The 24,871-nt window shown below is 35.2% G+C and carries 20 protein-coding genes; 7 read left to right on the forward strand and 13 right to left on the reverse strand.

Annotated features, from left to right (window positions below; translation table 11 throughout):
* The first annotated feature begins 194 nt into the window (after window positions 1-194).
* From DMB65_RS04425 to DMB65_RS04435, 3 genes are all read left to right on the forward strand, one after another.
* The gene (locus DMB65_RS04425) at window positions 195-3,686 is read left to right on the forward strand and encodes a malectin domain-containing carbohydrate-binding protein (protein WP_110305700.1); all 3,492 of its coding nucleotides are present in this window, start codon (window positions 195-197) and stop codon (window positions 3,684-3,686) included.
* Window positions 3,687-3,845: 159 nt separating this feature from the next.
* Entirely contained in the window at window positions 3,846-6,251 is a 2,406-nt protein-coding gene (locus DMB65_RS04430; protein WP_110305472.1) for a sugar-binding domain-containing protein, read from the forward strand.
* A 223-nt stretch (window positions 6,252-6,474) separates the two neighbouring features.
* A complete protein-coding gene (locus DMB65_RS04435) occupies window positions 6,475-9,789 on the forward strand; it encodes a T9SS type B sorting domain-containing protein (protein ID WP_110305473.1) in 3,315 nt (1,104 codons plus the stop codon).
* A gap of 196 nt (window positions 9,790-9,985) precedes the next feature.
* On the opposite strand, the gene DMB65_RS04445 is transcribed toward DMB65_RS04435, so the two are convergent.
* Together DMB65_RS04445 and DMB65_RS04450 are read right to left on the reverse strand one after the other, a co-directional pair.
* A complete protein-coding gene (locus DMB65_RS04445) occupies window positions 9,986-10,708 on the reverse strand; it encodes a hypothetical protein (protein WP_110305474.1) in 723 nt (240 codons plus the stop codon).
* Window positions 10,709-10,795: 87 nt separating this feature from the next.
* The gene (locus DMB65_RS04450; protein ID WP_110305475.1) at window positions 10,796-12,160 is read right to left on the reverse strand and encodes a glycine-rich domain-containing protein; all 1,365 of its coding nucleotides are present in this window, start codon (window positions 12,158-12,160) and stop codon (window positions 10,796-10,798) included.
* A 300-nt stretch (window positions 12,161-12,460) separates the two neighbouring features.
* Here DMB65_RS04450 and DMB65_RS04455 point away from each other — a divergent pair, with 300 nt between their 5' ends.
* Window positions 12,461-12,862, forward strand: a complete 402-nt coding sequence (locus tag DMB65_RS04455) for a DoxX family protein (RefSeq protein ID WP_110305476.1) — start codon at window positions 12,461-12,463, stop codon at window positions 12,860-12,862.
* Window positions 12,863-13,040: 178 nt separating this feature from the next.
* Here DMB65_RS04455 and DMB65_RS04460 read toward each other — a convergent pair whose 3' ends face one another.
* From DMB65_RS04460 to DMB65_RS04490, 7 genes are all read right to left on the reverse strand, one after another.
* Window positions 13,041-13,424 (reverse strand): hypothetical protein, encoded by a 384-nt coding sequence (locus DMB65_RS04460; RefSeq protein WP_123955261.1) that lies wholly within the window; start codon window positions 13,422-13,424, stop codon window positions 13,041-13,043.
* 58 nt (window positions 13,425-13,482) lie between these two features.
* Window positions 13,483-14,232, reverse strand: coding sequence for a hypothetical protein (locus tag DMB65_RS04465; protein WP_110305701.1), 750 nt, complete (start codon window positions 14,230-14,232; stop codon window positions 13,483-13,485).
* A 52-nt stretch (window positions 14,233-14,284) separates the two neighbouring features.
* On the reverse strand, window positions 14,285-14,593 hold the full coding sequence (locus tag DMB65_RS04470; RefSeq protein ID WP_110305478.1) for a hypothetical protein: 309 nt from the start codon (window positions 14,591-14,593) through the stop codon (window positions 14,285-14,287).
* A gap of 289 nt (window positions 14,594-14,882) precedes the next feature.
* Window positions 14,883-16,169, reverse strand: coding sequence for a bile acid:sodium symporter family protein (locus tag DMB65_RS04475; RefSeq protein WP_230470606.1), 1,287 nt, complete (start codon window positions 16,167-16,169; stop codon window positions 14,883-14,885).
* 139 nt (window positions 16,170-16,308) lie between these two features.
* Window positions 16,309-16,971, reverse strand: coding sequence for an aspartate/glutamate racemase family protein (locus tag DMB65_RS04480; protein WP_110305480.1), 663 nt, complete (start codon window positions 16,969-16,971; stop codon window positions 16,309-16,311).
* On the reverse strand, window positions 16,968-18,347 hold the full coding sequence (locus DMB65_RS04485) for a four-carbon acid sugar kinase family protein (protein ID WP_110305481.1): 1,380 nt from the start codon (window positions 18,345-18,347) through the stop codon (window positions 16,968-16,970). Before DMB65_RS04485 ends, DMB65_RS04480 begins: the two co-directional genes overlap by 4 nt.
* Window positions 18,347-19,588 carry a ribulose-bisphosphate carboxylase large subunit family protein gene (locus DMB65_RS04490; RefSeq protein WP_110305482.1) on the reverse strand — a complete coding sequence of 414 codons (1,242 nt, stop codon included), beginning with the start codon at window positions 19,586-19,588 and terminating at the stop codon, window positions 18,347-18,349. Before DMB65_RS04490 ends, DMB65_RS04485 begins: the two co-directional genes overlap by 1 nt.
* A gap of 381 nt (window positions 19,589-19,969) precedes the next feature.
* Between DMB65_RS04490 and DMB65_RS04500 the strand changes: the two genes are divergently transcribed.
* Window positions 19,970-21,226 carry an MFS transporter gene (locus DMB65_RS04500; protein WP_110305484.1) on the forward strand — a complete coding sequence of 419 codons (1,257 nt, stop codon included), beginning with the start codon at window positions 19,970-19,972 and terminating at the stop codon, window positions 21,224-21,226.
* A 72-nt stretch (window positions 21,227-21,298) separates the two neighbouring features.
* Here the strand turns inward: DMB65_RS04500 and DMB65_RS04505 are convergent, their stop codons facing one another.
* The 4 genes from DMB65_RS04505 to DMB65_RS04520 form a co-directional block, all read right to left on the reverse strand.
* The gene (locus DMB65_RS04505) at window positions 21,299-21,532 is read right to left on the reverse strand and encodes a hypothetical protein (RefSeq protein ID WP_110305485.1); all 234 of its coding nucleotides are present in this window, start codon (window positions 21,530-21,532) and stop codon (window positions 21,299-21,301) included.
* Window positions 21,533-21,598: 66 nt separating this feature from the next.
* Entirely contained in the window at window positions 21,599-21,901 is a 303-nt protein-coding gene (locus tag DMB65_RS04510; RefSeq protein WP_110305486.1) for a helix-turn-helix domain-containing protein, read from the reverse strand.
* On the reverse strand, window positions 21,885-22,223 hold the full coding sequence (locus DMB65_RS04515; RefSeq protein ID WP_110305487.1) for a type II toxin-antitoxin system RelE/ParE family toxin: 339 nt from the start codon (window positions 22,221-22,223) through the stop codon (window positions 21,885-21,887). The genes DMB65_RS04510 and DMB65_RS04515 overlap by 17 nt, the downstream gene beginning before the upstream one ends.
* 41 nt (window positions 22,224-22,264) lie before the next feature.
* Window positions 22,265-23,206 (reverse strand): DUF6602 domain-containing protein, encoded by a 942-nt coding sequence (locus DMB65_RS04520; RefSeq protein ID WP_110305488.1) that lies wholly within the window; start codon window positions 23,204-23,206, stop codon window positions 22,265-22,267.
* Window positions 23,207-23,292: 86 nt separating this feature from the next.
* On the opposite strand from DMB65_RS04520, the gene DMB65_RS22095 reads away from it, so the two are divergent.
* Both DMB65_RS22095 and DMB65_RS04530 read left to right on the forward strand, forming a co-directional pair.
* On the forward strand, window positions 23,293-23,442 hold the full coding sequence (locus tag DMB65_RS22095; RefSeq protein WP_165834870.1) for a hypothetical protein: 150 nt from the start codon (window positions 23,293-23,295) through the stop codon (window positions 23,440-23,442).
* A gap of 274 nt (window positions 23,443-23,716) precedes the next feature.
* Window positions 23,717-24,712, forward strand: coding sequence for a phosphotransferase enzyme family protein (locus tag DMB65_RS04530; protein ID WP_110305490.1), 996 nt, complete (start codon window positions 23,717-23,719; stop codon window positions 24,710-24,712).
* The last annotated feature ends 159 nt before the right edge of the window (window positions 24,713-24,871 follow it).

Consider the following 24,871-nt stretch of genomic DNA (forward strand, 5'->3'; position numbering starts at 1 on the left):
GCTACTATCCCTCACGCAAACCAGAGTTGATAAGATATTTATTTCCTGCAAGGTCTTTTTTGACCTTGTAGGTATTTAGATTAAAAGCAAACCTACAAGGTTTTAGAAACCTTGCAGGATAGTAAAGAATAATTTCAGCAATGAAACTTAAATGACCTTATATCACTTATATGGTAAAAAAAGGGTTAAAAAGTATGAAGAAAATAGTTTTTTTTATTTTTTGTTTTTTTGTAGGTGCTTGCTTTGCATGGAGTCAAAGCAGCAAGGAGAAGGCGAAGTTTCGTAAAGAAGTTTCGCTGAATTCCTTATGGGAAACCATTGTTTTGAATCAGCTTCCGGAAAAGGAAGAAACTTTTGTGCAAAATCCAAAAGTCAATGCACAATGGCAAAAAGTAAACGTACCCCACAACTGGGATCAGTATTACGGTTTTCTAAGAACCAAGCACGGCAATTTACACGGGACCGCCTGGTATCATAAAACACTGCAATTAGACAAAAAAGACAGTTCTAAAAGACTATTCCTTTTTTTTGAAGGAGTGAGTTCCTATGCTACAGTTTGGGTAAACGGTAAAAAAGTAGGCGAACACAAAGGCGGAAGAACTACTTTTACGGTGGATATTACCAATGCTGTTTTTTTCGAAAAGGCAAATGATATCATCGTCAAAGCATCACACCCATCTTTCATTGCCGATTTACCCTGGGTTTGCGGAGGGTGTTCAGGCGAGTGGGGATTCTCAGAAGGCTCTCAGCCAATGGGTATTTTTAGACCTGTTACTTTAGTCATTACCGATGATGTTCGGATTGAACCTTTCGGCGTTCATATTTGGAATGACAAAGCAACTTCCAAAGAAAAAGCTGTTCTGAATATTACGACCGAAATCAAAAACTACGGAACTTCAAACCGAAACCTAACTATCGAAAACACGCTTTTTGATACAAACGGAAAGAAAGTCGTTAGCGTAAAAACTGATATCAAAAACACTTCAGGAGAAATAAAACAAATAGCACAAACACTTCCAGAGATTTCAAAACCCAATTTATGGTCGCCAAGCAATCCGTATTTATATCAATTGGTGACTGCAATTTTTGAAAACGGGAAAAAAATAGACGAACTAAAAACACCATACGGAATCCGTTGGGTAAGTTGGCCGGTGAGTCGTGGCGGAAAAGATAATCGTTTTTTCATCAACGACGAACCCTTGTTTATCAACGGAACCTGCGAATACGAACATCTAATAGGAAACAGTCATTCGTTTTCGAAGGAGCAAATCCATTCCAGAATCGAACAGATTAAAGCGGGCGGTTTTAATGCTTTCCGCGAAGCGCACCAGCCTCATAATTTAGAATACCAAAAAGAGCTGGACGAAAACGGAATTCTGTTCTGGAGTCAGTTTTCGGCACATATTTGGTACGACACACCCGAATTCAAGGAGAATTTCAAAACCTTATTACGCGAATGGATCAAAGAACGCCGAAATAATGCGTCTGTCGTAATGTGGGGATTGCAAAACGAAAGCACCATTCCGGCAGCATTTGCCGAAGAATGTACCCAAATCATCCGCGAAATGGATCCAATGTCAGCTTCGCAACGCATCGTAACCACCTGCAACGGAGGTGAAGGAACCGATTGGAATGTAGTACAAAACTGGTCGGGAACCTATGGTGGCGATCCGTTTAATTATGATGTCGAAATGAGTACGCAATTATTAAACGGAGAATATGGAGCCTGGCGTTCACACGATCTCCACACCGAAGGTGAATTCGATCAAAAAGGAATTTTGAGCGAAAATCGTTTCTCCCAATTAATGGAGATCAAAGTCCGCGAAGCCGAATCGGTAAAAGATAAAATCGCAGGGCAATTCAATTGGCTTTTTGCTTCGCACGAAAATCCGGGACGCGTGCAAAACGGTGAAGGATTTCGTGATATAGATAAAGTTGGACCAGTCAATTACAAAGGACTTTTCAGTATTTGGGGCGAACCTCTGGATGCCTATTATATGTACCGCGCCAATTATGTTTCGAACAAAACCAATCCGATGGTGTATATCGTTTCGCACACCTGGCCGAATCGTTGGGATGCACCGGGAATCAAAAACGGAATCGATGTGTATTCGAATTGTGATGAGGTAGAATTGTTCAATGATATCAATAAATCATCTTTCGGAAAATTGAAAAATCCGGGATTGGGACAGCATTTTCAATGGAATAATGTCAATATTCAATATAACGTTTTGTATGCCGTAGGATACGTAAACGGAAAAGCAGTTGCCAAAGATTATATCGTATTGAACAGTTTGCCAAAAGCACCAAATTTCAACACATTAGAAACTAAAAAAGAAACGCTTTTACAGCCTCAAAAAAATTACAATTACATTTACAGAGTCAACAGTGGCGGAAGCGAGATCACCGATTCTTTCGGGAATTTATGGCAGGCAGACGTTCACAAAAGCGGAGAAAACACCTGGGGTTCTTTGTCGTGGACAGATAATTTCAAGCAATTACCTGATTTTTATGCCAGCCAAAGAAGTACTTTCGACCCAATTTCAGGAACAAAAGACTGGAAATTATTTCAAACTTTCAGATACGGAATCGATAAATTGCGTTACGAATTCCCAGCTCCCGATGGAGAATATTTGGTAGAATTGTATTTCACAGAACCCTGGTACGGAACCGGTGGCGGATTGGATTGCAAAGGATGGCGTTTGTTTGACGTAGCCATTAATGACAATGTAGTTTTGAAAGATTTGGATATTTGGAGTGAAGTCGGACACGATGCGGCGCTAAAGAAAACGTTCGCTGTAAAAAGTATAAATGGAAAAATCATTATTTCATTCCCAAATGTAAAAGCGAGTCAGGCGATCATTTCAGCGATTGCGATTGCAACAAAAGATAAAACAATAAAAGGAGTCTCGGCATCGCCTCGAAATATTCAAAATGTTGCAAGTAATTCGGAGACTAAAATCGGTTCATGGCTTGATATTAATTCCAAACAATATTCAGATTCTGATGTTGTTTTTACGCAATTGCCTTCGGAAGTTTTCGGAGCCGATTATTTGCAGGTCTCATCAAAATCTTCAGGTTCATTTGTAACAACAGAAGATTCGGAAATTTATTTATTTAGCACATCAAAAGATTCTATTTCTGGTTACAAAAAGTTGTCTGAAACGGCTAAAAATTCAGATAAGGTTGAATTTTCGGTTTTCCATAAAAAAGTAAAAAAAGGAGAGAAAGTTGGTTTTGAAAATACTACAATCGCAGTTGTTCCAACGTACGATATGGGCGAGAAAGACGATTCAAGGCTGGTTGTACTTTTAGAAGCCGAGACCGCCAAAACAACCGGAACCGGAATCGAAAAAGGGAATTTCAAAAAAGCGGATTATATCGAATTCAAGGAAAAAACAAACAACAGCATTCAGTTTGAAGTGAAACCCGGAGTTGCCGGAATTTACCTGATGCGTTTTCGTTTTATGAACCGAAACGAAGTCCCGTTAAAAGTCAAATTCAAAATGGAAGATGCCTACGGAATTATGATGCGAAATGACACCATCGAATTTCCTTCGGCAACAGAAAAATGGAAAGTGTTGAATACGACTTCCGGTGGTTACATCAATGCAGGAACGTATAAAATAACATTGGAAGGTGATGATTTGAAGGGATTAATGTTGGATAATTTTGAATTTCAGTAAATAAAAAATTAATCTCGCAAAGTCGCAAAAGCGCAAAGTTTTTTCTTAACCATATAAGTAATATAAGTTCAAGTAAGGCAAACTTAAATTATCTTATATTACTTACATGGTTTAAATTTCTCTGCGTCTCTGTGCCTTTGCGAGAGAAACCTAAAGAATATGATTTTAAAAAAAATTACAATTGCCTTATTGTTTTCGGTGTCAGTTTTCGCACAAAAACAAGCCAGAATTGTCGAAGATTTCAACAAAAACTGGAACTTCAAATTGGGAGATTATCCAGAAGCGGTAAATGCGAATTTCAGTACTGCCGATTGGAGAACTTTACAACTGCCTCACGATTGGAGTATTGAAGGGGCTTTCGATAAAGACAGTAAAACAAAACAGGCACAGGGATTTTTGCCGGCTGGAAAAGGCTGGTACCGCAAAACATTTACCGTTCCTGCGAATTGGAAAAAGAAAACCGTTTCAGTTGAATTTGACGGTGTTTTCAAAAACAGCGAAGTATTCATAAATGGCCATTCTTTAGGGATGAGACCGAACGGTTATATTTCTTTCGCTTATGAATTATCACAATTTTTGAATTTCGGAAAGCAGAATATCATCGCTGTAAAAGTTGATAACGATGCACAGCCCAATTCAAGATGGTACACGGGTTCGGGAATTTATAGAAACGTGCGATTGGTGGCTTCGGAGAAATTGCACGTGGCAAAATGGGGAACTTATGTAACCACGCCCGAAGTTTCGAAAGACAAAGCAACCATCCATTTGGAAGTGATTATCAACAACGAAAATGCTTCCGTAAAAGAATTCAAACTCGTAACTTCTATTGTCAATGCAGATAATGTTGAAGTTGCGAATACCACTTCTACAGAAAAAATAGGAGCCAAAACATCGGCAAAAAAGATTCACAATCTGGCTTTGAATCAGCCGAAATTATGGAATACTGAAAATCCGTATTTGTACAAAGTCATAACCAAAATTTATGAGAAATCGAAACTAATCGACAATTACGAAACTCCACTTGGTTTCCGCTATTTTAATTTTGATGCTGAAAAAGGATTTTCGTTAAACGGTGTTCCTACTAAAATATTAGGTGTTTGCCTGCATCACGACAACGGCGCTTTGGGAGCGGTAGAAAACATTCACGCCCTTCGCAGAAAACTGACCTTACTGAAAGAAATGGGTTGTAATGCCATCCGAATGGCGCACAATCCGCACTCATTGGAAATGATGAAGTTGTGTGACGAAATGGGTTTTATCGTTCAGGATGAGTTTACCGATGTCTGGAAAAAGAAAAAAGTGACCAACGATTACCACAAAGACTGGGATGCGTGGCACAAACAGGACTTGGAAGATTTTATCAAACGCGACCGCAACTATCCATCGGTGATGATGTGGAGCATCGGAAACGAAATACGTGAACAATTTGACAGCACCGGAATTGCCATTACCAGAGAACTGGCTCAAATTGTAAAATCGCTCGACAAGACCCGTCCCGTTACTTCGGCTTTAACCGAAAATGTAATCGAGAAAAATTTCATTTACCAGTCGGGTGCTTTGGATTTGCTGGGATTCAATTACAAACACGAAGATTATAAAGATTTTCCAGTCAAATTTAAAGGGCAGAAAATAATAGCTTCCGAAAGTGTTTCGGCACTCGAAACCCGTGGTCATTATGATTTTCCTGACGGAATTAAAGCATGGCCGACTAAACACGGCGCTGCATTTGACGGCAATGCAGACTGGACGGTTTCGGCTTACGATCAGGTGAAATCCTATTGGGGTGCTACGCATGAAGAAAATTGGAAAACCATCAAAAAACAGGATTTCATGGCGGGCACTTTCATCTGGACAGGAGTTGATTATATTGGCGAACCCGATCCATATCCGTATCCGGCAAGAAGTTCGTATTTCGGGATTATCGATTTAGCGGGACTTCCAAAAGATGTGTATTATATGTACCAAAGCGAGTGGACGAAGAAACCTGTATTACACATTTTGCCACACTGGAACTGGCAAAAAGATCAGGAAGTCGATGTTTGGGCATATTACAACAATGCCGATGAAGTAGAATTGTTCCTCAACGGAAAATCATTAGGCAAAAAAGCCAAACAAAATGACGATCTGCACATATCCTGGCAAGTAAAATACGAACCGGGAACCTTGAAAGCAGTTTCAAGAAAAGACGGAAAAGTAGTTTTGGAAAAGGAAATTCATACTGCCGGAGAAGCTTCCAGAATAGATTTGAAAGCGGATAAAGTGACCCTGAAAAACGATACTTACGATTTGGTTTATGTAACCGTTTCTATTGTTGATAAAGACGGAAATCTTCTGCCAAATGCCAATGATCTAATCAATTTTGAAGTGACAGGCGGAGGAAAATTAGTGGGTGTTGATAACGGCTATCAGGCGAACCTGGATTCTTTTAAAGCCAATTCTTGTAAATTGTTTAATGGTAAATGCATTGCCATCATTCAGTCGAACGGGAAGAAAAAGGATATTCAGTTAAAAGCTTCTACAGGAGATAATGTTTCTGTGGGAATGGTTACTATTAAAGTTGATTAATAGTATCTTTTTGTTATTTCAAAAAGGAAAAGTCATATCCAAATTTACTTAGTTATCGAGGTAAATTAAAAATGTTATATTAGCAAAAAAATGCACTTATGTCACAAAACTATTCGTATTTGAGTTTGTTTATTGTTATGATCTTTGTCAGGAATTTTTATGAGCTTAATGAAAAAGTGAAATTTATCTATGAAAATAATGTTAATAAACAACTATCTTCACTATGAAGAGTTTTTTGTTGACGATTACTTTGTCATTTTTTATTCTTCCTATTTTTGCTCAAAACGAAGCCTCAAATTGGTATTTTGGAGGATTTGCCGGATTAGATTTTAGGAATGGCCCCCCAATGCTTTTGACAGGAGGCAAAATTCAGACAAATGAAGGCTGTTCGACTATTTCTGATTCAGAAGGTAATTTATTATTTTATACCAATGGAGCGAAAGTATGGAACAAGAATCATAAAATTATGGTTAATGGCAATGGCTTATTTGGGCATTGGTCCAGTTCAAATTCTTCTATAGTAATACCAAAACCTAATTCAACAAATATCTATTATGTCATAACTCTAGATGAGCCAAGTCATTTAACAGCTGCATATTATCCTAATGCAGATCCGGATCCCAGACATTTAAATCCATATGATCCCACTACTGATTCAGACGATGGATTCAATAATGGTTTAAATTATTCGATAATTGATATGAGTTTGAATGGTGGAGAAGGAGAAGTTATTTCAAAAAACAATCATTTAATAACTTATGATACTGCAGACATTGAACAGAAAAAATATAAATGTTCAGAAAAACTAACAGCGGTATATAATGCTGATGGGACCGCTATTTGGTTTTTAACACATTTTATCGATAAATTTTATGTCTTTAAGATTGATAGTAATGGAATTAATACAATTCCCATAATATCTCCTTCTGGTTTTACGATGCCTGTAAATGGTTATTTAAATAATGCAATTGGCTGTGCTAAATTTTCCCCTGACGGGAAAAAAGTGGCAATTGCTAATACTTATTTAGGTCACGATTCACAAAAATTATATCATGGAAATGCTTATCTATTTAATTTTGATAACAATTCAGGAATTGTATCGAGCGGTATTAAAATACTGGACGATAATCATCCTTATGGTGTTGAATTTTCTCCAAATAGTCAGGTTTTATATATAAATTCAAATAGATACAATTCATTTAGCAGTGATTTATATCAGTTTGATTTGACAGCAGCAAATGTTGCTAACTCAAAATACCGAGCTTGGGGCGCTGTTGGGGCAGGAGCTTTACAACTCGCAATTGATGGAAAAATTTACATTTCAATGCCTGACAGTTGGAGCCTCTCTCAAATTCTTAATCCTAATATTTATGGCTCCAATGTTAATGTTACGTGGTTTAATATAGACTTAGACGGGTTTAATTCTTCTCGAAGAAGTACATTTGGTTTGCCTACTTTTATACAATCTGACTTTGAACAAAATTTTACTTTTGAAAATCTTTGTCTTGGAAGTAATACCAGCTTTAATTTGATTAATTATACAAATGTTGCGTCTGTACAGTGGAATTTTGGAGATCCAGCTTCTGGAGTTGCAAATAAATCAACTGATTTAAAACCAGTACATACATATAATGCTGCAGGCGAATATGAAATTACTGCAACGGTAATAAGTAATTCAGGGTTAAAAAAAATTATAAAAAGAAAATTAGAGATTACAAACATACCAAAAGCAAACACTATCAAAGATATATATGTTTGTGCAGAGGACAATAGCAGTTACTCAAATTGGGTATCGTCTTTTCCTGCTTCACATCTTGAGAAAGAAGTTTTGGGAGATCAAACAAACATGATTGTGACCTATTATGAAAAGTATGGAACACCAATCTATAATATAGGAAGTAGATCAATATTTGGTCAGGAAACTATAAAAGTAAGGGTTGCAAGCAAAAACAATCCGAATTGTTTTGATGAAATAAATTTTCAGGTTATAGTTACTGATGGTGCAAAAGCATTTCCTGTTGAGGACATATATGCCTGCGATAATGATGGAGATGGTTTTGCATCATTTGATTTAAGCAAGGTTAAAGAAATGATAGCAGGAAATCAAACAGGCATGACAGTTACTATTTTTGATCAAAACAATAATTTAATAGACCTGTCAGCAATCAATAATAGTTATGTTAACAAAGTTCCTTTAAAAGAAACACTTGTGGCCCGAATTAGCGATAAAAATGCAAAATGTTATCAGGAAAGAAATTTTAATCTTTTAATTACTACGAAGCCTATTGCTAATTCATTGACAACTTTAACCGGATGTGATGATAATAACGATGGTATTTCTGAATTTTTTGACACTTCCAATGTAGAAAAAATTGTTTTAGGAAATCAAACCGGAATGAAAATTACTTATTTTAATTCTATTGGAAAACAATTACCAAGTCCCTTACCAAATCCTTATACAAACACGATAGCAAATCAGGAAAACGTAACGGTAAGAGTTACCGATACAAAGACAAATTGTTTTTCAGAAACATTTTTAAATTTAGTAACATCTTCACAGCCAAAAATCAACCAACCAGTTCCTTTATATACATGTGATGAAGGCAATGGATTTGGAATATTTGATACATCTGTCATTGAAAATCAGTTAATTGGAAGTCAAAAAGATTTGCTTGTTTTTTATTCAGACCAAAACGGTAACCAATTGCCAAGTCCCTTACCATTAAATTTTAGGAATACGTCTGCATGGTCACAAATTATTAAAGTAAAAGTCCAAAATAAATTAAATCCCAAATGCTATTCTGAAACAAGTTTTGATTTAATTGTTAACGAATTTCCTAAAATAAATCTTAGTAATAAATATAATTTATGTGATCTGGAACCTTTCTTAACTATTTCATCCAGTTCAGATTTTGATTCCTGGAAGTGGACTTTCGAAAATGGTACATTAATATCAAATTCAATAGAAGCAAAATTAACCAATGCAGGCAAATATACTCTTCTTGTTACCAAAAATAAGAATGGAATTTTATGTGATGCTTCATTTACATTTGACTTAATTCGCTCGAAATTGCCATCAATAGAAAAAGTTAATACCAAGGATGTTCCAAATAATAATTCTATTGAAGTTGTCACTTCAGGTGATGGCGATTTTGAATATTCAATTGATGGCGAGAATTATCAGGACAGTAAAATATTTAACAATGTTTCAGGAGGGGTTTTTAAAGTTTATGTTAGAGATAAAAAAGGATGTGGTTTTGATAATCAAGAAATTGTGATTGTAGATTATCCTAAATTTTTCACACCAAACAATGACGGCTATAATGAATATTGGCATATTATAGGAATACAAAAATTTCCTAATTCAATTACTAATATTTTTGACCGATATGGTAAGTTTTTAAAAAAATTACAGCATAGTGACATAGGATGGGATGGCAATTTCAATAGTAATCCTATGCCTTCTTCAGATTATTGGTTTACAGTTGAACTTGGAGATGGAAGAAATTTCAATGGGCACTTCTCGTTAAAAAGATAATAATTTTATGGGTCAATCCCAAAAGCAGATCAGGTGCAAAATTTGGGTATTAGGCAAAAAGATTGGATAATCTGAACAGGAAGAAGTTTATATTTCTCACTCCGCTAAATTCACCTCTAATTGCTTTAATTTTTGCATTAAAAGATTCTGCCGAAGCATTTTATTTTAAGCGTTCATACATATCTGTTTTCTTTAATTACTTCGATATAATTTTCATAATTGTAACTATTAAAACAGATACCAAAACCAAAAGTGAATAATAGCTGCTTCTTTTTGTTTTATTATCAATGTTTTTGTTTTTTCTAATTTTAATAAAAGAACTAATCAACATACCACTTACAATTAAGGCAGAAACTCCAACAAGAATTTTATTATCTGAAACATAAACTATAGCCATGCAGCATAGTGTTAATAAAACAAAAGGAATTCTATATTTTTCATCAAATTTGGGTTGTTGAAATTCCTCAATTGGTTTAATTTGGTTACATAAAATCTCTAAATTTTCATAATTGTCAATTTGTGCAGGAATTAAAATGGTTTCAACAGCACTTTTCCCTTTTATTACGTACCCTCCTTTTTTGTCCTTAGTGATTGACTGAATGTCGCTAAATTGAATGTTTATTATTGGAGTATTGACTTGCTCTCTAACAACATTATTCTCTGAAAATATTAATTTGTAACTTTCAAATAGCATTTTTTGTCTTTTCAAACCTTTATAAAGCCCATATCCAAGAGCAAAAAGACAAATTGGAATCATAAATGGTAAAACATCTAACACATCTTCTTTTTCTTTTGAATTAAAAAAAACAATGGCAATTCCAAAAGTCATTGATAATAATAGAGTCGGAACTGATTTTATTATTAATTGCTTTTTCATATCCTCAAATCCATTTGGTCTGATTTTAAATATTTCGTTCATCTAATTTTGATTTTAAAGTGTTGATTTATTTGAGTTGCTTCTTGTAATGCAGAACTTGGTTTATATTTCTGATAATTTATTCCTCAATTAATCCCCGCCACAGCCTCCACAGGAACTGCCACAGGAACTGCTGCAGGAGCTTCCGCAAGAACTCCCGCAACCAGATCCTCTGTTCGAACCAGCATTTCTGTTTACATAACCAGTTAAGGGAATAAAAGAACTCGCTAATACTACTTCTCCGTACAGGAAATAATTCCATTGCCAGTCTTGCTCAGCTTCTGTACTGATCTTTTTGTCTACAAAAGATAACGGAATTGTATTGCTAAACAGGTAGTTTATCATTTTAGTTAAATAAAAATCAGATATTATTACTAAAGCAAAAAGTATAAAAACTAAATACGTTACTGGTTTATCTCTTGAAATTCCTGAAATAAGTCTGCTAAAACCAATACTTAAAACCAACCCTAAAATGAGCATGCTAATTTTTATAATCTCACTAAATTGCTTAGAGTCTGTAATTTTTTGTCTGATTCGCCCAACCGCTCTTTCCATTTGTTCAAATATTGGCTTTTTTGCTATTATTTTAAACAATTGAGGATAAGGCATGGCTTCGTATTCTTTCATGATTTTAATGACACAATTTTCATATTTATTGTCCGTTAAATTTTCATCAATCAGATTCAACCTATTATTACCCAAAACCTCGATTTTATTATTGCTGATCAAATTATTTACAACACCATGAATAACAATTTCTATTTTATTATTTTGAAGAAAAACGAGTTCAAAGGCACTAAGATTTGCTAAAATGAAATTTGATTTGATACTTTCAAAAAGTGAATTGAAGGCTTTTTTTACAAAGCGCATTAATAAAACAATTACCCCTGTGAACAATAAAATATAAAAAATCAAAAAATCAGGATTCTGAATCTGTATTAAAATTGGCTTTATGATATAATAAACCGGAAAAATAGAAACTGCAAATAATCCTAAAAATATTTTTTTTAGTCTGCTAATTTCAATTTTACTTTTATCCAAATTTAAAGAATCAAGTTCATTTGAATACTCCCAAATTTCTTCCGGCTGTTTTCCAAAATCATATTCATACAATTCTTTTATATTTTCTTTAGCCTTATGGAATTTTTCTGCTTCAGCTCTATTATGGGTTGATGGAATATGCTCAATCCTTTTAGAGAGAACAGTGCAAAAATCAGAATAGGAAGTGGTAAAAATCAAGTGTTGATGCCAGACAATATCAACAATTTCTGAAGGTGAAACCATTTCATTTGAAGTTGCGGCCAAATACATGAATTTTTTATATTCCAGAATTGCTGTTTGAGCAAAATAGATTGTCCAGTTATTTTCAAATGCTAATCTTGTGAAAAATCCATATTCATCATTTGGATTATCTAATTCAAATTTTAAAACTTCTTTCCAAAGTACCGCGTTCATCAGTATGGCTTATTTTCGTTAATCGATTCAATTCTTTCTGCAGTCGAACTCTAAATAACGGTTTGCAACTACATATTGTTAATAATCTTATACCGATTATTTCATGTGATTTTTCCTGAAAATTATCAGAAAAACAATTTAAAAACCGGTTCATAAAGAATACCAAAAACAGAGTTTTAGTTCAAACAGAAAACCTAAAAACATCAGAATAAATTGTTTATATGTTTTCATACTCGCAATCACATCTGTTGAACGAATTCGATATATTTGATTCTATTAACAATCTAATGACTAAAAATTATGAAAAAAAACAACGACTTAGGACTATTGATACTACGTATCACAATTAGCGTTTTAATGCTTTTGCATGGTATTTCGAAATTTAGCGGTGGTTTAGAATTCATTAAAATGATGCTTGCCGAAAAAGGTATCCCTGGTTTTATTGCATATGGTGTATTAGTAGGTGAGATACTTGCCCCAATTGCTATTTTAATTGGTTTCAGAACCAGAATAGCAGCCGCAATATATGCTTTTAATTGTCTGGTTGCTGTTTTAATAGCTCATAGCTCAGAAATATTTTCTATAGGAGAACACGGAGAATGGGCTATAGAATTACTGGGTCTGTATTTCTTTGGCGCTCTGAGTTTATTTTTTACAGGAGCCGGTAATATCGCTTTTTCAAAAAACAATCAATGGGATTAAGTTTTCCGGAAAGAGATAAATTGTTTGTATTTCCATCTCTATAATATCACATTACAAACCTCCCAAAGCAGTTAACTTAAGGAGTTTTTTGGACAAAAAAAGGCTGTACAAGAGCAAAACCCTGAAAATAATTGATACTTTTCAGGGTTTTTATTAACTCTAAAAAACTTAATTCGTCTTAATTCAACTTAAAAATATCTTCATATTTCAGATAGTCTTTTCTGCTGATTACGTATAAAGGAGTTCCGTTTTCATCTTTAATCAGCCCCATGCTTTCATCATCGGATTTTGGAAAATTAATTTGATAATTTCTTCCATCAGTCAGTTGTATTCCGTAGGTCGATACAGAATTTTCAATTTGCACAGCATTCTGACTGTACTCAAATTTTTCTTTTTTTCCGGAGCTGTTTCTAACCGTAAAATCTTTGGCATTAAAGAACAATTCAAATTTTTTGCCTTTAGCATCTGTAGCTTTCCAAGAACCACGATAGGTATCAGAGCCACTGCATCCAACTAAAATTACGGCTAATATTCCCAACAATGCGATACTTGCTTTTTTCATTTTTATATTTTTAATTATTTTAGGTTTAATGCTCAACTTTAATTAATGTGTGATTTTCCTACTCAACTTCAAGTTTGTCAAAATCTTTAATTTCAGATAATTTAATGATCTTATTCATTTTTATCTCCTCTTTTGTTTCTTCAAATACTTCATCACCACTTTCTGCTTCCTCGTTTACATTGGTTTTCGTTACTTTCTTTTTAGTTAAAAAATTAATACTGGTTTCACTATTAACAACCGGTCCGAAATTATCACTCGAATCATAGCCAATTAATTCAAAATCTGCTTTTTGATACCTAAAAGTATAACTCCAGTATCCGTATCTTCCGTGACCGTAATGAACATAAAGCTTCCCTTTTTCAATACTAACATCTAATTCTGGCGCAAAATAAACACCGCCATCTTCATTTTCAGATGAAAAACAATTATAATTTTTTACTGCCTCAATGTAATTGGTATTTTTCTTAAAAAGCACAATAATTCCTCTTCGGTTTCGGTCGAGTTTTCCGCGATATTCGTCTGTAATTATATTTTCTTTTTTGGTTCCTTTGATAATTACGACACAGTCTTCTAATCCATCTTTATTCAGGTCTCCTTTAATTTCCTGGAAAAACTTGTAGTCTGCCGGAATAAAATCAGCTATTGGTTTTCCGGTTTGGGGTTTTGGTGTTAGTTTTTCTGATTGATTTTCTTCTTTAACCGAAACTTCTTCTTTTTCAGCTGAAGTTTGACTTTTATTGGAATCATTACAGCTCTGAAACAGAACCACAAAAGATGCTATAACTAAAAGAGAATATTTTTTATTCATGGATTTTGATTTACTTTGATATGATGATATATAATTTTTAGTATTGCAATTTTTATAAAACATCAAAAGAAGACCCCACATAACTTAAAATTTCAACTTTATGCGTGTTGCCCAATCCGCTTTTATCTCTTTGTTCCTGAAAAGATTTAAAAGAGGAAATGTTGAGGATTTGTTTTTGTATTTCTTCATTTTTGTAAGTTGAAAAATGAAGAAACGTTATTCCATCGTCTTGTAAATAGACATTATAACGAAATTCGGATGGGTTCAATTTTTTGAAGTCGCTTAGAAAGGTATTAATATTTGCTTTGTTTGCTTCCACTAACTCAGGTTTTACTGTGTAAGATACTTTTACTGTTATCATATATTTTCATTTTGTGTGACAGTTTTTCATCATTATTACCGCTAATATAGTGTTATTTTTATTACAAATTCTAAAAGTAAACTCAACCCAAAATTTGTTATGAAAACTGCTTTGCATGAGGGATGGTAATGGCATCTCCCGATTTAGAAAAACAAGGCTTTTTGCCGTAGTTTTTGTTAATCGGGAATACAATGGACAGCCCGACCCTTGTGGTCATGCCCAAATTCTTAAACTAATCAAAATTTAATTCCATAAAAAAACTCCATTGAAATAATGGAGTCAGTGTATTTTAAACTGTATCCGGAACACCTTCTGTTTCTTCCTGATTGCCTTTTTTACGCCAATAATTGGCAAGTAAAGAACCCGAAACATTCATCCACGGACTAAATACAGCCGAAGCGAGTCCAACCGTTGCCAGCTTGCCCATAGCACCAGCGAGTCCGGATGCCATTCCGCCGTTTTGAAGCCCTACTTCGAAAGCGATCGTCTGACTGCTTTTTTTGTCGAGACCGCTTAATCTGCTGAGCCAATAACCAAAAAAGTAGCCTGCTCCGTTGTGTAGTACCGAAGCCAGGAAAAGCAAAAATCCAATCTGAATTAAATTATCTCTTCCGGCGGCTGTGGTCACCAAGGTAAAATAGATGATGCCAAACATGGAGAAATACGGCATGATCGCATCAATTTTTGGATAGATTTTATATAATAAATGATATAACGTACCGACGATGAAAGCTCCGCAAGTAAAATTGATAATTTCGAGTATATGGGCTGCAGTTCCCTCTTCTGAAATTGAAAAAGATTTCCCAAAGAAAATAACAATTGTCAGCCAAAAGACCGAAAGGATTGTCAAAACATAAATTCTTTTTTTGGCTGTTTCTCCATAATTTTTCAACATATCGTGAATCATGGCTGCTGCCAAAGGAACCAGAACGATTTTAATAATTTCCATCATCATATTGAAGAAATGCACCTCGACTAAAGTTCCGGCAAATATTTTCATTAAAAACGGCGTCATAATGGGTGCCGCCAAGGTTGACATGGCCGTTACCGTTACGGACAAAACCAGATTCCCTTTGGCAATATAGGTCATTACATTCGAAGCCAATCCGCTGCTGCAGGATCCAATCAGAATAATTCCTGCGGCGATTTCGGGTTCGAAACCAAAAGTTTTGGCAATTAAAAAACCCATAATTGGCATGATGGTAAAATGTCCTAACAAGCCAATCAATACGCCTTTTCCGGATTTTCGGATTCCCGTAAAATCTTCGATGCTCATTTGAGTTCCCATTCCGAACATTACCATTTGAATGATGATCAGAATGAGCCATTTGTTACGCATATCAAAACTGCCTATGTGCAGAAAAAAATCAGGATAGATTAATCCGGCACACACGGCGGTGATAATCCAAAATGTATATTGATATCCGCTTACTACTTTCAGATGTCCTACCCCAATGGCAATACTTGAAAAACCAAAGATTAATCCCAATTTCCACAATATCTCTATTTGCTGTAACCAGCCCAAACCGGCAACGATGAAAAATAGTGGGGCAGCCCAAAGAAAATATTTACGCATACTAAACATTATTAAAACATATTATTTTATTCAAAACTTTTCTTTAAACCATATAAGCTATATAAGTAAATATAAGTTGTTGCCTTTTTGTGCTTAGTTTAAATGTCCTTATATAACTTATATGTGAATTCTTTTTTGGTTAGAAATAAAGTTCTGCCAGTTTTTTCATGGCAATAGCCGGACTTGCCAAAATAGGAACTAGTTTTTCTTCTGCACTTAAGCCATCGACAACTCTTGCCATTGAAGCCTGTGCCAGCACAATTACATCTACTTCTTTCATTAATTCTTTTAGGGCTTTGGCTACCATTTCGTCGTGTTTGGCTGCGTCACCGCTCATTAAAGCTTCGAAAGCGCCTTCGCATAATTTAGAAGTAATCGTTGCATTTTTACCTGCCAGTTCTGCTCTTCTTCTCACCAAATCGCTGGTTGGCTCCAGAGTAGTTGGCAAGGTCGCAATAACACCAATTTTGTTCCCAATTTGAACTGCCTCATCTGCCATCGCCTGATCTACGCGAATAACCGGAACTGTTGCTAACGTTGCAGCCGTTTCAATTGCCACACCAATAGACGAGCAGGTTACTAAAATTACATCGGCACCTGCGGATTCAGCAAGTTTAACGTGACTCACGACTCTGGAAGCCGTATTGGGCATTAATTTTCCTTTTTTGATTACGTCTTTAATCAGGCTGTCATCCACTATATTGAATGTTTCAATTCCCTCTAAAAACTCATTGCTTAATTGCTGAAACAACGGAACCAATGTTGCTGATGTATGTACAAAACCTAAAACTTTTGCGCTCATAATTTTTCTCCTTTTAATACTTTTATAAAATAATCGGCCGTACCTACTTGTCCGCCTTTAAAATTCATTTCTATTTTATTAACCCATTCATTGTCCGAAACGGCCTTGCAAAGCGGTGCTCCGGGCGCTATTGGCGCGATCATTTCCAATGCCAGAATTTCCAATTCGGAGGCAGCATAACTGGAAGTATCGCCACCTGCAAAAAGGATTCTTTTTAGCGGAACTGCTTTTAAAACTTCTTTGGTGATTCTCCCCAAAACACTTCCGTAAAGAGTACTGCATTGTTTCTGAATATCATTTTCCGAAATTCCTTTTGATCTGAAATACGCCTCTGTTTCAGCAATACGCGGGTCACTTGAACCTGTGCTGGTATGCAAAATCGTGCTTTTTCCCTGATTGAAATTGTCAACAATTCGAGCAACGGTGTTTTTTATAATTGCTTCCTGACGTTGAATATCGACAGCTTTACTTTCTAAAGCGATTTCCAGAAACCCATTTTCGAGTGCATATTCAATTTGACTGGATGTTACCGGAGAACAGCTTCCCGATAAAACGAGTATGGGCGAAACTTCTCCTGCTGATTCGAATATCGCTTCGTTTCCGATGATTTTTTCGTTTTTCCAATTCAATCCCAAAGCCATTTCGATTCCGGATGAACCTACTGAAAACAATGTTTTGTCAGTTGCCAATTGGTTAAAAACACTTCCGATGGTTTTGAGATGTTCCAAATTGAAACCGTCAAAAAACAGAATTTCGGCATTGTTGCTTTCTACCGCTTCGAGAACTGCTGATGTGCCTTTTTCGATTGTTGTTAAATTGACAAGATTGATGGATTTCTCCGTTTGTTTTGCCAGATGCAAAGTCAAATCGCCTTCCAAAGCGGGTGTAACAGGATGTTTGCTCATGGATGGATGTCGGTCGATACGATAAATTTCGCCGTTTCCGATCGTTCCCATTCGGGCAAACAGATTTCCGAAAACACAAAATCTCCCTAAATGTGGTGCTGATGGTGAAACCAAAACCGTTTTCTGATTGAAAACTTCGCTTCCAATCTCGATTGCTTTTCCAATATTTCCCACGTGTGGTGCAGAATCGAAAGTGGAACAGACTTTATAATGAAAGTGATTTGGGGCAAAACTTTTCAGATTTTCAAAAGCACTATAAAGTTCTGTTTCCATTTCCGACGGTGACATCGATCGGCTTTTTCCGGCCAGACCTATGGCCTGAATTCCCGGAAAGCGATCCAGGTCTTTTTGTTCCGGTTTTCGAAGAAAGAGAACGGTTTTCACTCCGGCCAGCGTCAGGAATTCCAGGGCATCGGTAGAGCCTGTGAAGTCGTCGCCATAATAGGCCAATAGCAATTTATCGTTCTTCATTATTTCGAAAATTTCTTTACCGACTCGGCAAATTCCGGATATTTCAAAGCCGTTTCTTCCACAGACAAACCGTCAACGGCTCCTGTCCAGGCTTGCTGTAATGCATTTACTCCGGCTTTTGGGCCCATTGGATGTGCCAAAATTCCGCCACCTGCCATATACAGCAAATCGGTGGTTTGGGTTCTTCGGTAGGTTTCTACGGCTTGTCCGCCCCATTGCCCCGAAGACACTACAGGTAATATTTTGTATCCGCCTAAAAAGGGTTTCAAACAGGATTTTATCGAGGTTACCACCGAATCATCCGATTCCCAAAATTTATTCTGGATTCCGTTAACGTGCAGTTGATCGACTCCTGCCAGACGTTGAATTTTTTGATAAGCCGGAAATTCAATTCCCAACAACGGATGTCGGTTCAGCATTCCCCAGCCGTTTCTGTGTCCGTGAATCACGAGTTCGCCCTGATCACAGATTTTCTTTGTTCCGGAAAGTCCCACACTGTTAATGCTGATCATCGCACAGCTTCCTTTTTCCTTTTTAATCAAATCGTATTTTCGTTGCATTTCGTCAATTTCATCACTGATATTGAACGCATACATTACCTTTTTACCTGTTTTTTGTTCGTTGTCACGAATCACTTTCATAATCGCTTTTACCCTTTCATCAAAGGGCGAATTAGCAGCAGACCCCATCAATTCGTCATCTTTGATAAAATCGATTCCGGCATCAATCAGGGATTTTACCAAAGTAGCGGTTTCCTCCACACTCATTCCGATGCTCGGTTTTATAATGGTTCCAATCATCGGCCTGTCGGTTACGCCACAGGATAATTTCGAGCCTTTGATTCCGAATTTTGGTCCTTTGAAATGATTTTGAAAAGAATCCGGCACTTCAAAATCCATTAGTTTTAAACCCGTAAATTGCGTGATTTCATATAAATTCCCTTGTAAAGTGCTAATCAAAACCGGCAGATTATAACCAAAGTTTTCAATCGACCAACTTACTTTTACTCTTGCTTTCTGGTATTTTTTTCCGGGAATACTTCCTCCTGGAATGGACGGTTCGTCTGCCAAATCCAATAACTGAATATCCTCAACACGTGCTGCAAAACGTTTTTTCAATTCTTCGGTTTCGCCCGGCACAGACACAAAAGTTCCCGAGGACTGCTCACCCGCCAAAACCGCTGAAGCCTGTTCTACATCATAAGGGGTTTCGATAAGATATTCTGCAAAAACTCTTTCCATTCTAATCTAATTTTTTTAAGAAATTCTAAATAAATGAATTTATAGGGAGTAAGTGTCCTGCTGTGTACTGTATTAAGGATTTATTTTGAAGATAAGTGAATAACCTGAATCCGATTTTTAATTTCAGGAGCAGAAAGATGAGGCACTATCAGTGAGCATTGTCCCGCTCTTCGTTACAAATCTTGTATGCCGAACCCCGGCACACAAGGGTTTCCACTGCGATCGGGGCTAGAAAACAACATTTTGCCTTTTTGTAATGATTCAAAAAAACAAAACAAGCAAGAATCAAATAGTAAACATCACAAACAAATCAAATGGAAAAACAATTCTTTCCTGTTGCGTTTGAATTCGTATATTCGGCCTTTATTTTGAAAAAAGAAAATGATTGCAAAATTGAATGAAAAAAAATCCTATCCATGGATTGTTGTGGGATTGTTGTGGTTTGTTGCTTTATTGAATTATTTAGACAGACAAATGCTTTCCACTATGAAGTCAGCCATGATGGATGACATTCCTGAATTGGCTAAAGCTGAAAATTTCGGTCTCCTAATGGCTATTTTCCTTTGGATCTATGCGCTTATGAGCCCTGTTTCCGGAATTATAGCGGATCGGTTTAACCGAAAAAGAATCATCATAGGAAGTCTTTTTATATGGTCTGGAGTTACCATGGCGATGGGTTATGCCACCACTTTCAATCAGATTTATATTTTGCGAGGCATTATGGGTTTTAGTGAAGCTTTTTATATTCCGGCTGCCTTATCCTTAATTGCAGATTACCATCAGGAAAAAACACGCTCTTTTGCTATTGCCATTCATACCACCGGAATTTATTTAGGACAGGCACTTGGTGGTTTTGGAGCCACTATTTCTAAATATTTTTCCTGGCATTTCAGCTTTCACTCCGTAGGTTTACTGGGTGTACTTTACAGTTTAGTGCTGCTATTTTTTCTGCAGGAAAAGAAAACGTATTTTTTTGATACTACAAAAAAGTCATCTACAATCTCTGAATTCAGGCAGATGTTTAAAGGATTGGGAATCTTATTTGGTAATATTTCCTTTTGGGTTTTACTCTTTTATTTCGCTTCACCCAGTTTACCGGGCTGGGCGGCCAAAAACTGGTTACCCACCTTATTTACCGAAACGTTACATTTAGACATGGCTCTGGCGGGACCCATTGCAACGGTAACCATCTCAATGTCTTCCTTTTTTGGCGTTTTAATTGGTGGTGCCATTTCAGACAGATGGGTGATGAAACATCTTAAAGGAAGAATTTACACCAGCGCTATCGGATTGTTTCTTACCATTCCGGCATTGTTTCTATTTGGCTATTGCTGTGACACAGCAGCTATTATTTTTGGCGCTATCCTTTTTGGCCTTGGATTCGGAATATACGACACCAACAATATGCCTATTCTTTGTCAGTTTGTTGCGCCTCGCTACCGTGCTACCGGATATGGAATTATGAATTTTGTGGGTATCTCAGCCGGAGCTGTTATCACCGAGTTTTTAGGAAAAGCCGCTGATAACGGAGGAATGAGGCACGTTTTTGTACTGCTGTTATTTGTAGTGGTTACTGCGATTGTTTTACAACTGGTTAGTTTGCATCCAAAGACTGTAGATATGACTGAAGGAGAATGAGGTTTGAGGGTATAAGTACCTAAGAACTGCTCAGTGATTTTTGACGAATTGCAGTTTCAGTCCAAAATATACTTAACTGAGCCATTCTGAATCACGTTTGCTCAGTTCTGATTCAGAAATGATTTTTCCGGTTTGAATATCTTCTTCGCTCATTAATAACATTTCTATTTGTTCTGACGACAAAGCAACAATTTCTTCGGATTGCGTTGAATCAAAAATACTATTTATGGCTTCCAACAACCTTTCATTTTTAGTTGCTAAAACACTGTATATCAGACTATTTTTTATATTATCTAAAGCATTCATAGTTTTGTATTTTCTGTAAGTTCGATATTTATTGTATCTTTTCCAAAAAACTTTTAGATGGCAATTCTAAAGTTTAATAGATAATTCCAAATGCCCACCCAAACCTAATTCAACTATTTTTTGTAATGTTGAAAATCTAGCTTCTTTTACATTATTCTCGATTTTTGAAATATATGATTTTGTAGTTCCTACTTTCACTGCAAGTTCTTCCTGAGTCAAGCCTTTCTGAATTCTTGCATCGTGAATCATCGCACCAATTTTAAAGTTTTCAAAACCTGCATCAAGTTCGTCACGTTTTTCTGTTCCAATTTCTCCGTAATGTTTGGTTTTAAACTGGTCGAGTGTTTTGATATTATTTTTCGCTTTCATATTCCCTTTTAATTTTAATTGCTTTTTCAATTTCGCTTTTTGGTGTCTTTTGCGTTTTCTTCTGAAGCCCGTTCGCCAGAATTATTAATTGACCTTCATCAAAAAAACAAAATATCCTGAAAATATCGCTTCCTTGTTGAATCCGTATCTCAAAAAGTCCATCCGTATTTTCAATATGTTTAAGATACGTTTCTGGAATTCTTTCTAACTCTTCTATTAATTCTAAAGTCCAGATAATTTTAGCCTTTACTTTTTCACGTTGCTGGATAAAGAATTTTTCAAAGTAATCTTTATAGAAAATTATTGCTCGTTTCTTTTTCATTATTTATACAAAGATACAAAAGTTGTTCTAAAGTGAAACTTTTAATTAGTTATAATTTTTTTTAATGATACTGAAAATCCTGTATCTTGATGACGATACAAATCATACCTATTGCTATCATCAGTATCAATAAGAAAACGGTTATTTAAACAATCAGAGATTGCAAGTATTGTTCTCAATAAACCAAATAACGTTTTATCTCCTCCTTCCTGTAAAGTTCCGTCTGATAAAAATTTTGTACTTCGCCCTCTAGTTGTAAAATATCCAACTCGCAATTCTTCTGAACCAGCATCAACTGTTAACGTAGTTTCACATTCCTTATATATAAATACAGAGCTAATAAAAGGAGTATCGCGATAATTTTCAAAAGTTGAATTTTCTTTTAAAATATTAGATAATTTTTTTCTTATCGTTACTCCTGTTAATTGTCGACTTCCATTTGTGCTTCTTTTAAATTCCCAAGCATAAACAAGTAAAGCAGGGACTTTTAACTCTACAGCAATATGATGCTCTTTAGAAAACGCTTTATACTCAATCCACTTATTTCGATAATCCATCAACAACCCGATCGAATCTGTTAAATGTTTTCCATTTAAAGTCCCCTTAACCTCAATAACAGCTTTTACTGATTCAGGAGATAATAAAACAATATTTTCATCTTCAAAAACGGGAGATGATTCAAATACATCATAAACTAATATATCAATTTGTTTCGACATAATATAAGAACTACGGTTCAATGAATCATAATCTTCTGGAGCCTTTTCTGCATTAAAACGTCTTTTCGTTGGGAAAACTACAAATCCAGATTTAGCTTTTAATTTTTTTGGCAAATTATCATTTAAGAAATTAATCAATACCTTTTCCTTGAAGCCTCCTGTAGTTAACCAGTGCTTATCTCCAATGATTTTTTCCAAAAGATTAATCTTACTATGAAAAGATTCTGCTAATTGAGTTTGAAAATCATTCAAAGTTCTATCCATACTAATTGTCTTTTGCGATTGTTGATTATATTATTAATCCTAAAATTAGACACACTGGTCAAAAATTCAAACATTCTAAAATAAAAATGTATTCATTTCATAAACAAGGATTTTATTCTTACGAATATAACGCAATTATTACAAATGGTAAACTCGAAAATAACCCTAAATTCTTTTATGAAACCAACTCCCCGCATAAGGGATGGAAATGGCATCCTTTTGTTTTCTTTCTTTAGGAAAATAAAAGTTATAATGGACAGTCCGACCCGCAGTGATATGCCCAAATAACAAACAAAATTTGCTGCATAAAAAAGGCTTTCCTTTTCGGACAGCCTCTTTTGTCTTTTGTTTAAAATAGCTTTAATTTTTGAAGAAAAGTATTTATTTTAATAAAGATATTAAAAGTGACAGTGTAACGTAAGTAGCATCTAAGTATTCAGTAAAGATTTCTTTTCTGAATAAAGGATTATACATTTGCCTTCTTCAAAAAAAACATAAGAGGATATAAAAATGACACAAAAATTTCAAGTTATAAACAGTACCCTTTCTGGAAATAAACTCCGTGACCTTATACGATATAAATACGATCTTAGTGAAAATGCAGATTGTAAGCTTTTCAGAGTAGCAATGAATCATCTCTATATTGTCACAGATGGTTTAAAAAAGTATGTTTTTAGAGTGTATACACATGATTGGAGAACTAAATTGGAAATAGATGAAGAATTAAGATTTTTATTGCATTTAAAAAATAGTAATACTCCAGTAGCTTATCCAATCACAGATATATCGGATGAATTAGTTCAGGAGTTTGATGCCCCTGAAGGAAAAAGGTATGGTGTACTATTTTCGTATGCGAGGGGTTTAAAAACAGCAAGATTCACTGCTGATTCAAGCTTCTATATAGGCAAAGGATTAGCTAAAGTTCATCAAGCAGCGGAAAATTTTACTTTAAACAGAATAAATTATAATATACAAACTTTACTGGATGAGTCTCTGATAAGGACAAAGCGCTTTTTTAAGGGTACATCTGATGAAGTTCAATTTTTAGAAAGTTTGTCAAACTTCCTTAAGACTAAATTTAATAATTTGAATGAAAAACAAATAAGATCCGGAGCCGTCCATCTTGATGTTTGGTTTGATAACATGCACATTGATAAAGAGAAGGAAGTAACTTTTTTTGATTTTGACTTTTGTGGTAATGGTTGGCTATGTCTTGATATTTCGTATTTCTTATATCAACTTTTTTTGACTAATCTTAATGAAAATGACTATTCAGTTAAAGCTGAGAGCTTCTTAAAAGGTTATGAAAGCGAGACTAAAATATCAGAAGAAGAAAAAAAGTTATTGCCCTATGCCTGCCTTGCTATTATGATTTACTATATGAGTATTCAATGTGATAGATTTGAATATTGGACAAATATATTCCTGAATGAGGATCATCTAAAAAGGTTTGTAGGCAATCTTAAACGTTGGATAACTTACAATGAAATTGACCTAAAGTATTAAAAAGTAACGTGTAATTTATAAAACAAAATCATTGGCTACATGAACTGAAAATCCGTAATAGGTTATTTATGATTTATATTCGATGATTGCTTAATAATAGAAAACAAAGTAGGAAATTACTTAAAAAAACAACGCCATTGGAATCCAATGGCGTTGTTT

Origin of the sequence: Flavobacterium cheongpyeongense (genome assembly GCF_003202435.1) — a bacterium.
GTDB lineage: Bacteria > Bacteroidota > Bacteroidia > Flavobacteriales > Flavobacteriaceae > Flavobacterium > Flavobacterium cheongpyeongense.